Origin of the sequence: Natrinema sp. DC36, from assembly GCF_020405225.1 — an archaeon.
Taxonomy (GTDB): domain Archaea; phylum Halobacteriota; class Halobacteria; order Halobacteriales; family Natrialbaceae; genus Natrinema.
In genome coordinates this window covers 3,257,815-3,272,621 of sequence record NZ_CP084472.1, presented here as the reverse complement: position 1 = coordinate 3,272,621, position 14,807 = coordinate 3,257,815, and the positions used below count along the sequence as shown (strand labels likewise).

The 14,807-nt window shown below is 65.3% G+C and carries 10 protein-coding genes; 6 read left to right on the top strand and 4 right to left on the bottom strand.

Annotation, left to right across the window (positions count from 1 at the left end; translation table 11 throughout):
- The first annotated feature begins 146 nt into the window (after window positions 1–146).
- Complete coding sequence (locus LDH74_RS16800) at window positions 147–1,139, top strand: replication factor C small subunit (protein ID WP_226042548.1); 993 nt, start codon at window positions 147–149, stop codon at window positions 1,137–1,139.
- A gap of 562 nt (window positions 1,140–1,701) precedes the next feature.
- Here LDH74_RS16800 and LDH74_RS16795 read toward each other — a convergent pair.
- The 3 genes from LDH74_RS16795 to LDH74_RS16785 form a co-directional block, all read right to left on the bottom strand.
- Entirely contained in the window at window positions 1,702–3,849 is a 2,148-nt protein-coding gene (locus LDH74_RS16795; protein WP_226039843.1) for a GAF domain-containing protein, read from the bottom strand.
- A gap of 146 nt (window positions 3,850–3,995) precedes the next feature.
- Window positions 3,996–4,688, bottom strand: coding sequence for a hypothetical protein (locus tag LDH74_RS16790; RefSeq protein WP_226039842.1), 693 nt, complete (start codon window positions 4,686–4,688; stop codon window positions 3,996–3,998).
- A complete protein-coding gene (locus LDH74_RS16785; protein ID WP_226039841.1) occupies window positions 4,685–5,341 on the bottom strand; it encodes a hypothetical protein in 657 nt (218 codons plus the stop codon). Before LDH74_RS16785 ends, LDH74_RS16790 begins: the two co-directional genes overlap by 4 nt.
- A gap of 353 nt (window positions 5,342–5,694) precedes the next feature.
- Here LDH74_RS16785 and alaS point away from each other — a divergent pair, with 353 nt between their 5' ends.
- The 5 genes from alaS to LDH74_RS16755 all read left to right on the top strand — a co-directional run bounded on the left by alaS (window position 5,695) and on the right by LDH74_RS16755 (window position 12,439).
- A complete protein-coding gene (gene alaS / locus LDH74_RS16780; protein ID WP_226039840.1) occupies window positions 5,695–8,472 on the top strand; it encodes an alanine--tRNA ligase in 2,778 nt (925 codons plus the stop codon).
- A gap of 575 nt (window positions 8,473–9,047) precedes the next feature.
- The gene (locus tag LDH74_RS16770) at window positions 9,048–9,833 is read left to right on the top strand and encodes an alpha/beta hydrolase (protein ID WP_226039838.1); all 786 of its coding nucleotides are present in this window, start codon (window positions 9,048–9,050) and stop codon (window positions 9,831–9,833) included.
- Between the two features lie 124 nt (window positions 9,834–9,957).
- Window positions 9,958–11,211 (top strand): class I adenylate-forming enzyme family protein, encoded by a 1,254-nt coding sequence (locus tag LDH74_RS16765; protein WP_226039837.1) that lies wholly within the window; start codon window positions 9,958–9,960, stop codon window positions 11,209–11,211.
- A gap of 137 nt (window positions 11,212–11,348) precedes the next feature.
- Window positions 11,349–12,095 carry a type 1 glutamine amidotransferase gene (locus tag LDH74_RS16760; protein WP_226039836.1) on the top strand — a complete coding sequence of 249 codons (747 nt, stop codon included), beginning with the start codon at window positions 11,349–11,351 and terminating at the stop codon, window positions 12,093–12,095.
- Between the two features lie 65 nt (window positions 12,096–12,160).
- The gene (locus LDH74_RS16755) at window positions 12,161–12,439 is read left to right on the top strand and encodes a hypothetical protein (RefSeq protein ID WP_226039835.1); all 279 of its coding nucleotides are present in this window, start codon (window positions 12,161–12,163) and stop codon (window positions 12,437–12,439) included.
- A gap of 96 nt (window positions 12,440–12,535) precedes the next feature.
- On the opposite strand, the gene LDH74_RS16750 is transcribed toward LDH74_RS16755, so the two are convergent.
- Window positions 12,536–14,713: a (Fe-S)-binding protein gene (locus LDH74_RS16750; protein ID WP_226039834.1), complete on the bottom strand. Its 2,178-nt coding sequence runs from the start codon at window positions 14,711–14,713 to the stop codon at window positions 12,536–12,538.
- Window positions 14,714–14,807 lie beyond the last annotated feature (94 nt).

The window sequence follows — 14,807 nt, the reverse complement described above, 5'->3', positions numbered from 1 at the left end:
GCGGTCTCGTGGTCGCGTCGGCGCGATCGAGTGGGTCGCCTGGCCCCGAGCGAGTCGCCGCGTTTCGTCTCCCGTCGGCGGATACCGTCATCTGCCTCGAGAACGTCCTTCGGGCGTTTTATCTTCGGGCCACCCGTTCGACCGGTATGAGCGAGGCCGACGCCGAGGCGGCGGAGCCCACCCCCGGCAAGACCGAAGTCTGGATCGAAAAGTATCGTCCGGAGCGACTCGACGACATCAAGGGCCACGTGGACATCGTTCCGCGACTCAAAAATTACGTCGAGCAGGACGATCTCCCCCACCTTCTTTTCGCAGGTCCCGCCGGAACAGGAAAGACGACAGCGGCGAAGAGCATCGCCCGCGAGGTCTACGATGACGACTGGCGGGAGAACTTCCTCGAGCTCAACGCCTCAGACCAGCGCGGGATCGACGTCGTCCGCGACCGGATCAAGGACTTCGCGCGCTCGTCGTTCGGCGGCTACTCACACCGCATCATCTTCCTCGACGAGGCCGACGCCCTGACCTCCGACGCCCAGTCCGCGCTGCGCCGGACGATGGAGCAGTTCTCGAACAACACGCGCTTCATCCTCTCGTGTAACTACTCGAGCCAGATCATCGACCCGATCCAGTCGCGGTGTGCGGTCTTCCGGTTCACCGAACTCTCGGCGAACGCCATCGAGGCGCAGGTGCGAGAGATCGCCGCGAACGAGGATATCGACGTCACGGACGACGGCGTCGACGCGCTGGTCTACGCGGCCGACGGCGACATGCGGAAGGCGATTAACGCCTTGCAGGCCGCCGCAGTGATGGGCGAAACCGTCGACGAGGAGACCGTCTTCGCGATCACCGCGACGGCCCGCCCCGAGGAGGTCGAGGCGATGGTCGACCACGCTATCGGCGGCGACTTCACCGCCGCCCGCGCCGCCCTCGAGGACCTGCTGACCGAGCGCGGGCTCGCCGGCGGCGACGTCATCGATCAGCTCCATCGCTCCGCCTGGGAGTTCGACATTCCGGAGCGGGCGACGGTCCGCCTGCTCGAGCGTCTGGGCGAGGTCGACTACCGGATCACCGAAGGCGCGAACGAGCGGCTGCAACTCGAGGCGATGCTGGCGTCGCTGGCCCTCGAGAACGAGGCCTGAGACGGGCCGCTGGGGCTGTGTGGCCGGCACGTCCGTCTGGCGGGTTTCGGGTGTGCCGGAACTGACGGAGAGTAGTCCGTGTGAGCGTGGTGTCTCTCTCGAGGTCCGTTTGCGAATCGACCGGACAGTGAGTGATGTCGCTGGGGCCGATGGGGTGTCGTGGTGGTTTCGGGTGTGCCAGCGGGCGGAACGTACTATCTGCTCGGTGAGTTGTGTGAATGGAACAGTTGGGTACTGATGAGAATTGGATGGGACAAGGCATCCTGCTATCGTGGCAACAGGGAATCGCCACGCCCTCCCCAGCCGATTTCTACTCACGGCGGCTCCGCCGCCGTTCGTATGGTTCGCGGAACCTCCGGTTCCGCGCTAACGCTCGCACCTCACGGCGCTCACTCATCCCTCGCGCAGTGTCATCGACCGCCCTCACTCTCGTTCGGTCGGCCGACAGCGCGCGCCACCGCACACCGGATGGTCGATCTGGAGTGAGATATAGTTCTTCCGTAACGAACGGCTGAGTTACACCAGTTCGAGCCGTGTACCGCTGGTCGAACCCCGAACGGGTTCACTCTCCCTCCACGTCGGCCGGTTCGACCCCGCGAAACGAGACGGTGAGGCGACCGTTCGCTTCGGCGACGCCGACGTCCCAGCCGTGGGCGTCGGCGATCCGTTCGACGGTGCCGAGCCCGAAGCCGGTCCCGTCCGCCGCGGCCACCCGGTCGGAGACGGGATCCGCCTCGAGATCGGCATCCGTCTCTGCGGCGGCCGAGTCGCGGCGAGCGACGGCGAAGCCGTCGTCGGTCGCGCGGACGGTGACGATCGGCTCTTTCTCGGTCGCCTCGCCGACGACGGCCACCAGCAGGGATTCGAGTAGCTCCCGCAAACGAGCCTTGTCGGCCTCGAGGACGCGATTATTCGCCGCTCGCGTGACGAGCCGCGCGTCGCCGGTGTCGACGGCGACCCAGGCCCGCCGCGCCACGTCGTGGACGGCGACGGGTTCGGTCTCGACGAGCACGTCGTCCTGTCGGGCGATCGCGACCAGCCGATCGACGCGTTCCCGCAATCGCTCCTGTGCGTCGTCGACTGCCGCGAAGTGCTCCCGGTCGCCGGTTTCCTCGGCGATCTCGAGGTAGCCGCGGGCGACGTTCAGCGGCGGTCGTACGTCGTCGTCGATCAGGGCTGCGATCGTCTCGAGACGCGCTTCGGCGGCGGCCAGTTCACGTTCGCGACGGCTGTGCTCGGTGACGTCGCTGTAGACGATCAATCCCTCGGGGTTGTGGTCGAGGTCCTCGTTTCCCTCGGTGGCCGCGTCTCCGTGTCCGTCCCCGTCGGCGTTCGGGGCGAGGGGGACCAGCGTGAGCAGGAACTCACGAACGCCGTCGACGGTCTCGCGCCGGCTGCCGAGCTGGCACCGCTCGCCCGCCCGCAGCGACTCGAGGAGCGTCGCCCGTCGCCGCTCGAGACCCGGTGGAACGGTCGACTCGTCGACGGGGTCGCCGACGATCGTTTCGGGGTCGGTGCCGAACACGTCGGCGAAAGTGTCGTTTACCGTCCGGACGACGGGCTCTCCGTCGACGATCTCGTACCGGACGGCCGGCTCCGGAACGTTCGCGAAGAGCGTTCGATAGCGGTCGCGTTCGGCCGCCAGCTCGTCGCCTTTGGCTGCGAGTTGGTCGCGCTCGGTCCGCAGTCGGTCTCGTTCCCGACGCAAGCGCTCTCGCGCCGTGGCGTCGGTCGCGTCGGCGTCGAGCCGTTCGAGAACCGACGTGGCGATCCGGCCCCACGCCGCCAGGGCGTCGCAGTCGAGCTCGGCGAACGCGGCCGGTGCGTCGGCGGCCACGTGCACGATTCCGACGTCGCCGATCGGAACGCAGTACAGCGACTCCACCCCCTCGAGCGGGGTCGGCAGCCGATCATCGGTCGTGAGGTCGTCGATCCGAAGCGGCTCGCCCGTTCGGAGGACATCCCCGAGCGGTCCCGCACGCGACAGCGACTCGAGCGCGTCGGCCGAGATTCCCGGCGCGGTCGTCCGTGGGACGAGGTCCCCGAAGCGGACCGTCGACAGCCAGCAGTACTCGTACTCGAGCGCGTCGACCGCGATTTCGACGAGCAATTCGAAGAGCCGATCCCGGTCGCGACAGGCGACCAGTTCGGGGATCGACTCGAGGAGTACGTCGGCCGGTCGAGGGCTCGGTGGGGCGGGTACACCGGCCATCGCGATCACGTCGTCGTCGGGTTCGGATTCGGCGTCGGATTCGGATTCGGGGTCGGCGTCCGATCCGACGTCGATCTCGCGCTTATCGGCGTTTCCGGTGGTTCCGACACCGCCACAGACCCACTCGATTTCGTCCGCGAGGTGGGAAACGGCGTCGTCAGTATCGCGGCGGACGTAGCCATCGATGCCGTCGGTCGACCGGGCGGCTGCGGGCGCGTAGGACGCCTCGGAAAAGAGGATCACGGGCGCGGAGTCACAGGCCTCGACCACTTCGAGCAGGTTCGATCCCGCCGCGGTCGTCGGCGTCTCGGCGAAGACGACGCAGTCGGACTCCGGCGACCAGGTGCGAACCCGGTCCACTCCGGTCACGGCGCGGACCGACCGTTTCGGGCCGGACTCGAGCCGCTCGAGTGCAACGGCACCGTCGCTGGCGGCCGTCTCCGAGGCGGCCACGTAGAGCACGGTTCGCGGGCGGGGGTTTGCTGGCGGATTCGCCATGCCGTCGCCGTTCAATTGTCTGTGTGGCGTGACTGTCCCGTCCGATAAAACTCTGTTGTGCGTATCGAACACTGAGTTGCGGGCGGGAGTTGACGAACGCCGTTCGCGGATTCGATCTGCTGCCGGTCCGGGACGCCCGTCGTCTGCTACGACTCTCGGGCACTTCGGTCGGTACGGGCGTGCCACGCCGATCGAGCACAGTCCAGCCAGTAGCTCCCGAGGACGGCGGCAGTCACGAGCCAGACGGGGCCCATCGGCGCGTACCACTCGAGCACGTAGGACGGGGCGGTGCCGACGAACCGGCCGACGCCGACGGCGGCGACGATCGCGATCGCGGTGACGAACAACAACCGATCCTCGTCGATGTCAGCCCGCCAGAATCGAACGGACCCAACCTGCCGAACGTCGGCGGAGAGGAGTGCGAGTGCAGCTGCACTCGCGCCGACCGTCAATGCGACCGCGAGATCGAGATCGAGCACGTACCTCCCGGCCACGGCGTCGCCGATGGCGACCGGGACGAGGGGGAGACAGAACGACAGCAGTGGCCCGCCGTTCCAGGCAGCGTAGCACAACGGCGCGAGCAGAATCGTCGCCGTCACCAGCGCGATGACGAGCAGGCTGAGCGTATCCAGCCCCAACGTCAGCGGAGTGCGAAGGGCGTCGCCGATCGGCACCCCCGTTCCGACGTAGCTGGCGAGAAACATCGCGATGAGTCCCAGTAGATAGTCCCCCGCGAACGCCGTCCGTCGCGGCTCGAGACCGAGCAGGGGGTGCCCGAGGGCAGCACTAACGGCCGCCCGTACCTCGAGCGATCGGTGGTCGTCCGTCTCGGTACTCATGGGTCCTCCGCGATGACCGTCGCGAACCCGTCGTGATCGGGTTCCTTCGCGTTCGCCAGATCGATCGCATCGGGGGAGACCCGCCAGCCGGCTCCGTCGAAGATCGCTTCGATCGTGTCTCGGCCCCGCTGGTAGGAGGGGACCCCGTGTGTCGGCCGAGCGGCGGAATCCTCGTGGGCCTGCATCGAGACGACACCTTCGAACGACCAGCACCGGACGTGGCGGCGACCGTTGACGCCGTAGTAGGACTGGGCGGCCGTGGCCTGCTGGCGCACGTACGACTCGGTCTCCCGATTCCAGGCGAACCGCGTGTATTCCTCGGGGCTACGTATCCACCCTTCGGTGTCGAGGACGGACATGACGGTCTCGAGGCCGCGCTCGCCGTCGGCTTCGGGGAGCACGACGACGTTGAACGGAGCGGTCGCGCGGAACCCGTCGCTCGTCGGCTCGTAGTGGTAGCGACCGATCGGTGCGTCGTCTTCGTCGGTGATCGGTTCGTCGATCCAGTCGGCGACCGCTGCGGGGGGCTCGGCGGCCTCGACCGTTCCCGTCGGATCCGTCGCGTCGGGCGGCGACGGGAGGAGGGTAATACCGGCGACCGTTCCGACGGCGGACAGGCCGGCTTTCCGAAGGAGGGCCCGTCTGGTCGCCATCGTCAGTATTCCCCCTCGTTTGCGAATCCGTGTGTGTTACCGGGGTGATTTGGGCCCGCCCGATCCGTCCCATCGGATCGCGTCGCCCGAACACCCCTTCGAGTACGCTCGAGATTCGCCATTACCGATACGTTTCACTAGTGGATACTTATCAATTACTTATCTGAACTGCGGATGATATTGTGAGTACAGTGGTTTAACAAACGCTGCAGGAGTATCGCTGGACGGCTCGATTACGGCGGTGCTGCGGGGGTTCCGGTTCGCACGAAGACCGGTCGCCGCTGTCGCGACTGATCGCGTCGTGACACCGGTTGCGGAACTGTTTTACGCGCTGCAGGGCCAATAGACGCGTAATGAGCGAACTGGCGGACGAATATCGCCTCGAGTACTTCGAGGAGGAAGGGTTCGAGCGCAAGGAGTGTCCGGAGTGTGGCGCTCACTTCTGGACGCGCGACGAGAGCAGGGTGACCTGCGGTGAGCCGCCCTGCGAGGAGTACGGCTTCATCGACAACTCGGGATTCGACGAGTCGTACGATCTGTCGGAGATGCGCGAGGCCTTTCTCTCCTTCTTCGAGGCCAACGAGCACGAGCGAATCGGTCCCTACCCGGTCGCGGCGAACCGCTGGCGCGACGACGTCCTGTTGACACAGGCGTCGATCTACGACTTCCAGCCGCTGGTGACGAGCGGCGAGACGCCGCCGCCGGCGAATCCCCTCTGCGTCTCCCAGCCCTGTATCCGGATGCAGGACATCGACAACGTCGGCAAGACGGGACGGCACACGATGGCCTTCGAGATGATGGCCCACCACGCGTTTAACACGCGCGAGGACGTCGCGGAGGACGAGTACGCCTACCACGGCGAGGTCTACTGGAAGGACAAGACCGTCGAGCTCTGCGACGGCTTCTTCGACTCGATGGGGGTTGATCTCGAGGAGGTCATCTACATCGAGGACCCGTGGGTCGGCGGCGGCAATGCCGGGCCGGCTATCGAAGTCATCTACCGCGGCGTCGAACTCGCCACGCTGGTCTTCATGTCCATGGAGCAAGACCCCGACGGCGAGTACGAGATGAAAGACGGGAACCGCTACAGCCCGATGGACACCTACATCGTCGACACCGGCTACGGGCTCGAGCGCTGGACCTGGGTGTCTCAGGGCACGCCGACGGTCTACGAGGCGGTCTACCCCGACATGATCGCGTTCCTCAAAGAAAACGCAGGCATCGAGCACACCGACGAGCAGGAGGAACTGATCCACCGCACGGCCAAGCTTGCGGGCCACATGGATATCGACGAGGCCGAGGATATGGAGACCGCCCGCAGCGAGATCGCCGCCGAACTCGGCGTCGACGCCGCGGAACTCGAGGAACTCATGGAGCCCCTCGAGGACATCTACGCGATCGCCGACCACTGCCGCACGCTGGCGTACATGCTGGGCGACGGCATCGTTCCCTCGAACGTCGGCACCGGCTACCTCGCGCGGATGGTGCTCCGGCGAACCAAACGGCTCTGTGACACGGTCGGCGTCGACGCGCCGCTGGACGAACTCGTCGACATGCAGGCCGAGCGCCTCGCATACGAGAACCGCGACACGATACGGGACATCGTTCGCACCGAGGTCGAAAAGTACCGCGAGACGCTCGAGCGGGGCGGTCGCCGGGTCGAGACGCTCGCCGAGGAGTACGCCAAGAAGAGCGAGCCGATCCCGATCGAGGAACTGATCGAACTCTACGACTCCCACGGGATCCAGCCGGACATGGTCGCGGAGATCGCCGAGGAAACGGGCGCAGACGTCGATATTCCGGACGACTTCTACAGTCTCGTCGCGAAGCGCCACGACACGCCCGAAGCGGTCGCGGCCGCCGAGGAGGGCGAAAACGAGCGCTTCGAGGACCTCCCCGCGACGGAGAAACTCTACTACGACGACCAGGACCGTACCCAGTTCGAGGCGGTCGTCCTGGACGTCTTCGAGCGCGAGGAGGGGTACGACGTCGTCCTCGATCAGACGATGTTCTACCCCGAGGGCGGCGGTCAGCCCGCGGACACGGGAACGCTTTCGACCGACGACACTACCGTCGAGATCGAGGACGTCCAGATCGTCGACGGCGTCATCCTCCACCGGGCCGACGAGGACCCCGGGAAGGGCGAACTGGTCAACGGCCAGGTCGACGGTGAGCGTCGCCGACAGCTCATGCGACACCACACCGCGACCCACATCGTCATCCACGCCGCACGGCAGGTCCTCGGCGAGCACATCCGACAGGCCGGGGCCCAGAAGGGCGTCGAGAGCTCGCGGATCGACGTTCGCCACTACGACCGGATCGATCGCGAGACCGTCAAACGGATCGAGAACCTCGCCAACGAGATCGTGATGGACAACACCGCGGTCTCCCAGGAGTGGCCAGATCGCCACGACGCGGAGGCCGAGTACGGCTTCGACCTCTACCAGGGCGGTATCCCGCCGGGCGAGCAGATTCGGCTGATCCACGTCGACGAGGACACCCAGGCCTGCGGTGGCACGCACGTCGCCCGGACCGGCGACATCGGGACGATCAAGATCCTCAACACCGAGCGCGTCCAAGACGGCGTCGAGCGAATCACCTTCGCGGCCGGCGAGGCCGCCATCGCGGCGACCCAGAGAAAAGAGGACGCGCTCTACGAGGCCGCCGAGATCCTCGACGTCTCTCCCGCGGACGTGCCCGAGACCGCCGAACGGTTCTTCGAGGAGTGGAAGGGACGGGGTAAGCAGATCGAGGACCTGAAAGAACAGCTCGCCGAAGCCCGGGCCGGCGGCGGTGGCGGCGGCGAGGAAGTCGATGTCGGCGACGCGACGGCCGTCGTCGACCGGATCGACGCCGACATGGACGAACTGCGCGCGACCGCGACTGCCATCGCCGAGGAAGGCAAGCTCGCGGTGCTCGGCAGCGGCGAGAGCGGTGCCCAGTTCGTCGTCGCCGTGCCGGACGGCGTCGGCGTCAACGCGGGCGAGGTCGTCGGCGAACTCGCCGGCCGAGTCGGCGGCGGCGGCGGCGGCCCGCCGGACTTCGCACAGGGCGGCGGTCCCAACGTCGAGGCGTTAGACGACGCGCTCGAGGACGCGCCGGACGTGTTGCGGCAGGTCCTGAACGCCTGACGGCACAGTCTTCTGTTTACTGTTTCCTCGTTCTATAGAATTTCCATAGATTCATTATATTCTATTTTTATAGTAGCCTCAAATGGGCGAGTGCGATCTATCAGACTGTTCCGGTGATTCCAGTCTGCAAAATTCGTGCTCGTACTGCGGATACAGCTACTGTTCGACGCACCGGCTGCCGGAACAGTACAACTGTCTGTCACTCTCTAACGCGAATACGCTCGGTCCCGATTTTCGAGATGTCTCTAATACGTCAACGGCAAAAACGACGGCAGAACACTACCGGGATGAAAACGCCGGAACGGACGAACGGACACGATGTAAGCAGTGCTCTAACTATACGGCGGCTGAGCACGATCTCTGTCTTCGGTGCCGCCGAAAAGAGCAAACGATGTCCTCGAAAAGTCCAGACGTCCAGATCGACGGATCTCTCGAGAAGAGTTCTGAAGCCGATACGAATAACTCTCCCCGAGAGAACGAAGGCGGGCTGTTATCGAAATTGAAGTCGATTTTCCGCCGCGAATAACGAACTTAGAATCGAAACCATCGCCTTCCTTCGCGCGTTTGGGCCACCTATGCCCACCGCATCGAACGGCTCCGTCTCGCTCCACTACGACTTCGCGGGCGACGGGGACTCCGTCGTCTTCATCCCCGAGGCCGGCCTCGGCGGCTGGCTCTGGGGCTGGCAACACGCCGCCGTCGCCGGCCCTCACGAGGCCGTCGTCTGGGACCTCCGGGGGACGGGTCGCTCCGACCGACCCGACGGCCCCTACGCCCTCGAGACGCTCGTCGCCGACCTCGAGGCGGTACTATCCGACTGCGAGATCCGCAACGCGCACCTCGTCGGCTGCGGGCTCGGCGGTGCGATCGCGCTCGAGGCGGCCCGGACTTCGAGTCGCGTGGCGACGCTGACGCTCTTTGGAACCGCGCCTCGAGGGGCGGAGTTCGACCTCGAGCCGCTCTTCGCGCCGCCGGACGATCGGGATGCGCTTCGCCAATCGCTCGAGGCGGGACTCTCCGCGGACTTCCTCGAGACCCAGCCCGACGTGCTGGAGGGAATCGCGGACTGGCGAGCGGACGGCGACGCCGACCGCGAGGGGTGGGACGCCCAGGTCGCGGCGCTCGAGCGCTTCGACGCGACGGAGTGGCTGGTCGAGGTGACCCAGCCGACGCGGGTGATTCACGGCGGTGCGGACGGACTGGTTTCGCCCGCCGCTGGGCGGGACCTCGCTCGAGGACTTCCCCGCGGGGAGTTTCTGGAACTCGAGGGGGCCGGCCATCTGGCCTTCGTCGAGCGCTCGCGGACGGTCAACGATCTGTTGCTCGGCTTTCTCGAGGCGCAGACGGACGAGTCCGAGTAACTCGGTCGGACGGCGGGGGGACTCGAGCGAAGCGCGAACCGTCTGTTCGGTGCGCCAGCTCGAGCGTCGGCCGTCTTCCGGTTCCGTGCTTGCGCCTGACCCCCTGTCTACTACGTGCTCGAGCGTGGGAGCATCCGTCGTGACCCTCTCGCTGGCTCGCCGGGCCGAGCACTTCCCGGAGCGGACGGCGGTCGTCGACATCTCCGAGCAGCGACTCTACGCGCCCGCGGAGACGATTCACGAGGATCGCGTTTCCTACGGCGAGCTATCGACTATCGCGATGCGGACGGCCGAGCGTCTCTCGACCCTGGACGTCGGCCCCGGGGACACCGTCTGTCTCCTCACGCGAAACCGGGTCGCCGCGCTCGCGCTGTTTTTCGCCTGTCGGCGTCTCGGTGCGACGTTCGCGCCGATTTCCCACCTGTTGACGCCGGCCTCCGTCGAGCGCCCGTTCGACGTCCTCGAGCCCGATCTGGTCGTCTCGGAGGCGGCCCAGCGCGATCTGGTGCGGTCGATCCCGTTCGATCAGGCGGTGACGCTCGAGGAACTGTCCGAAACCGAGCGCGACGGTGTCGATGCTGACGAGCGACCGTCGATGGAAAACCCGCTGCTCGCCCTCCACGGTGAGACGGGGCGTCCGGTCGCCGGCTACTCGCTCGATTCCATCGAGCACAACTGCACCACCGGCGTCGCGGCCTGGGGACTCGCTGCGAACGACGTCGTCCCACTCACCGCACCGCTGTCGACTCCGGCCGGCCTCGTTCGCGTCGCGCTGTCGGTGCTGTACGCCGGCGGCACGCTCCTGCTCGATCGAGCGTTCGACCCCGGCGACGCCGTGACCGCGATCGAACAGGAGGGAGCAACGCTGTTGCCGGGTCGGGAACCCGTCCTCCGCGACCTCGCGGCCGAATCCGGCTTCGAAGACGCCGTCGGATCGCTCGAGCGAGCGATCTGCGAGGCTCCGGTCGGTGACGACGTGGTCGGGTCCTACCGGGACCGCGGCGTGCCGGTCGCTCGGGTTTACGGCCGCCTCGAGTGTCCGACCGCGCTGAGTCGGGGGTTCGCGGACGATTCGGCCGGTGCCGACGACGAATCCGGTGTCGGTCGACCAGTACCGGACTGCCGTGCCCGATTGGTCGACGGCGACGGCGCGGTTCTCGAGGGTGCGGCCGACGGGACCCTTCAGCTCTCGGGGGCGATGGTCGCCGATGGCTACGTCGACGCTGCCGGAACCAACGACGAGAACCGGGACGAACCCGCCGAAACCGAGCGCCGAGAGGACGACGAGAGCGGTGACCGCGGTCGGTTTACGGACGGCTGGTTCGATTCCGGCGAGCGATTCCGGCGCGACGCGTCCGGGAGCTATTACCTGCAGTGAGATGCCGTCCATCGATCGCGCACGATTTCCGTTTCCTCGCCTCGGACTCGAGCCCGGGACAAGCGAGCCATCAGCAGTCGCGGCAACGTCGGCACTGGGCGGAACACCTATTCCCGTCGAGTTGCCACTAGTGCCCAATGAGTCAGCTCCGAATCGCCGTTCTGAACGCGGCCCATCAGGACGAGAACACGACGCGGAACTTTCGGCGCGAACTCGACGCCTCCCTGGCGGAGTTCGACGCCACCGACGGTACGGTACCGGACGATTTCGACTACGACGGAGCCGTCGTAACCGGCTCTCGAGCGTCGGTGTACTGGGACGACGAGTGGATGGCACCCGTCAAAGAGTGGGTGGGCGAGGCGATCGATCGCGGAGTCCCCTTCCTCGGCGTCTGTTGGGGTCACCAGCTGCTGGCCGACGTTCTCGGCGGCACCGTCGCGGACATGGGCGTCTACGAGGTCGGCTATAGCGAGATCGAGCAGGTCGCGGATGCGGAGTCGCGGCTGTTCGACGGCATCGACGAGACGTTTACCGCCTTCACCAGCCACTCCGACGAGGTCGCCGAGCTCCCGCCCGGTGCCGACCCCCTCGCCGAAAACGAGTACTCCAACCACGGCTTCCGCGCGGACCGGGTCTTCGGCGTTCAGTTCCATCCCGAGTACGATATGAAGACCGCCCGCGAACTCGTCCACCGGAAGGAGCTTTCCGACGAGCGCCTCGAGTCGATCCTCGGCGAAATCACGGATGCGAACTATCAGCGGTCCTGCGAAGCGAAGCTCGTCTTCGACAACTTCCTCGAGTTCGTTCGTGAGATGAAGGCGGACGGGGTTGCTGTCGAGAGGGACGGACAGCACGAGACAGCACGTGCAGGTCGTTCCGATTAACTCTCGGAAGTAGCAAGCTCTACCCGGAGGAATATTTTTCTCAGTGGAACTCTCTACTAGCGGGTATGAGCGCGTCGATTAAGGTCACGGACACGTCGAAATCTCGTCTCGAGGAGCTACAGGCGGAAATTCGTCTGGAAACGGGACGGAACGTGACGCAACAGGAACTCCTCGATCGAATTATCGCGAGCACCTACGAGTCGAAAGATGAGCTGGTCGACTCGTTTCGCGACAATTTCGAACCGCTGTCGGATGACGAAATAGAAGAGTGGTTATCAGGAAGCTCCGACTGGGGGGTCGAAACGACCGAGAACGAGATCGACGAGGTTCTCTGCGGCGAATGAGCCTTCTCATCGACACCGGCGTATTCGTCGCGGTACAGCGAATTGATCCGACGACGGTACGAACCAGTTAGTTCGGAGAAAACGGTGACGAGCTAATCAGTCCGCAGCCACTTCGACCTGCGCTTCGTCCGCCTTTCCGATCGCCTCGACGATGAGTTCGGCGACATCGACGACTTCGATGTCGTCCTCGTAACCGCCGGTCTTGCGGCCGTCCTCGTACATCGTCATGCACATCGGGCAGGCGACGACGAACTTCTCGACGCCGCTGCCGGCGTCGGTGTCCTCGAGCGCTTCCCGGATCCGTTCCTCGCTGGGTTTGGGCTCCTCTTCGAAGTCCATCCAGAGGCCGCCACCGCCGCCGCCACAGCAGAAGGAATTGCTGCGGTTGCGGGGCATCTCGTCGAGTTCACAGCCCGTCGCTTTGATCAGTTCACGCGGAGCCTCGTACTCGTCGTTGTATCGGCCGAGGTGACACGGGTCGTGGTAGGTGACCGTGTAGTCGAGCTCGGTACCGCTGAGGTCGAGTTTGCCGTCCGCGACGAGTTCCTCGACGGCTTGCGTCCAGTGATAGACCTCGATCTCGCCGTCCTCGTTCCACTGCTCGTCGTACTCGAAGGGCATCATCGGATCGTCCGAGAACTCGTCGAAGTTGACCTCGGGATACTCGTTTTTGAACGTGTTGTAGGAGTGGGGGTCCGTACAGACGATTTTGTCGAACTCACAGTCCTCCCAGGTCTCGACGTGGTGGCCGGCCAGTTCGACGTAGAGCAACTCTTCGCCGACGCGGCGGATGTCGTTGCCGTCGAACTTCTCGTCGTCGAAGAGGATGCCGAAGCTGACGTCCGCTTCCTTGAGGATGGTCGCGAGCGAGCGGGCGACCTGCTTGTTGCGCTCGTCGTAGCTCGGGAAGTCGCCGACGTACCAGAGGTAGTCGACTTCCTCCTCGCGGGCGTCCGTGACGTCGAACTCGAGTTCGTCCGCCCAGTCGCCCCGGTTGCGCGGCGAGTCGCCGAACGTGTTGCCGTTTTGCATGACGTTCTGGAAGACGTCCTGCATGCTTGGGGCGACGTCGCCCTGGTCAGTCATCTGGCGGTTGAGCCGGGTGAAGCTCTTGAGGTGCTCGATCTCGACGGGGCAGGCGTCCATGCAGGCCATACAGGCCATGCAGGACTCCATGGTTTCCGCGTTGATCACGCTCGTTCCGCCGTCGGCGATGATGGGTTGTTCCTCGCCGCCGGCGTCGAGGTCCTCCCGATAGGACTTCAGGTCGAGAATGACGTTGCGCGGATCGAGCGGGCGGTCGGAGGCCTTCGCCGGACAGACGGAGGAACAGCGGCCGCACTTGGTACAGGCGTCCTGGTCCAGAATCTCTTTCCAGGTGAAGTCGTCGATGGATTCCGCGTTGGTCGCGTCGAGATCCGAGGGGACGTTCGGAAGGCGCTGACCGGCCTTCTCGTCGCGCGTGACGACGTTCGCGAACGAGGAGAGCATGTGGAACGGCTTGGCGTAGGGGATCCACGCGATGAAGAAGAAGGCGATCAGCGAGTGGGTCCACCACGCGAGCCAGTGGAGGTTCTCGACGTTCAGGCCGGCCCCGTTGAGCCCCGCCTGCTCGGCTCCCAGCGTGGCGAGGCCGATCCCGTTGAAGCCGAGTGCCAGCCCGTAGCCGACGAAGCTGACGATCTCGTGGTCGGGAATGCCGGCGCTGTAAATCCGAAGCCCCTCGAGGAGGAAGCCGCCGACGCCGAGCGCGAATAGCGTCCAGATGAAGATGTCGTCCTCGGTGGAGGTGTGGCGGTCCCAGAGGCGGTGGTTACGGACCCAGTAGCGTCGGTACATGGCCATTCCGATTCCGACGACGAACAGCAGACCCATCGCGTCGACGATGAACGAGTAGGCGAGATAGAAGTCGCCCTCCCAGAACGTCATGTGGAGGATCTTCTGGAAGGCGTACTGATCGACCATGATGATCAGGGTCGCGATGAACAGCGTCAGGAACCCCCACATGATAAACGAGTGCATCAGTCCGCCGTAGAGGTCCCTGTTGAACTGCTTCTCGTTCGAGAGGACGATCTTGGCGCTGCTGACGATTCGATCCGACAGATCGTCCAGTCGGGCGAACGAATCGTCGTCCCCCTCGGCGTAGCGGCTGAACCGCTGGTAGACGCCGTAGGTGAGGACGGCGATGGCGGTAAACGCAAGGAGATAAAACACCGCGTACTCGACGCTGGTGATCCCCCAGTACGTCTCCCTCGTTTGTGCGATGGTGTTCATGTCCATTGACGGGCAGGGCTGTAACTTAATTCTTGCCCCACGGACCGGAAGACAACCCCGCTGCCGTCTTGCGAAAATTTTCACCCTATTTCAA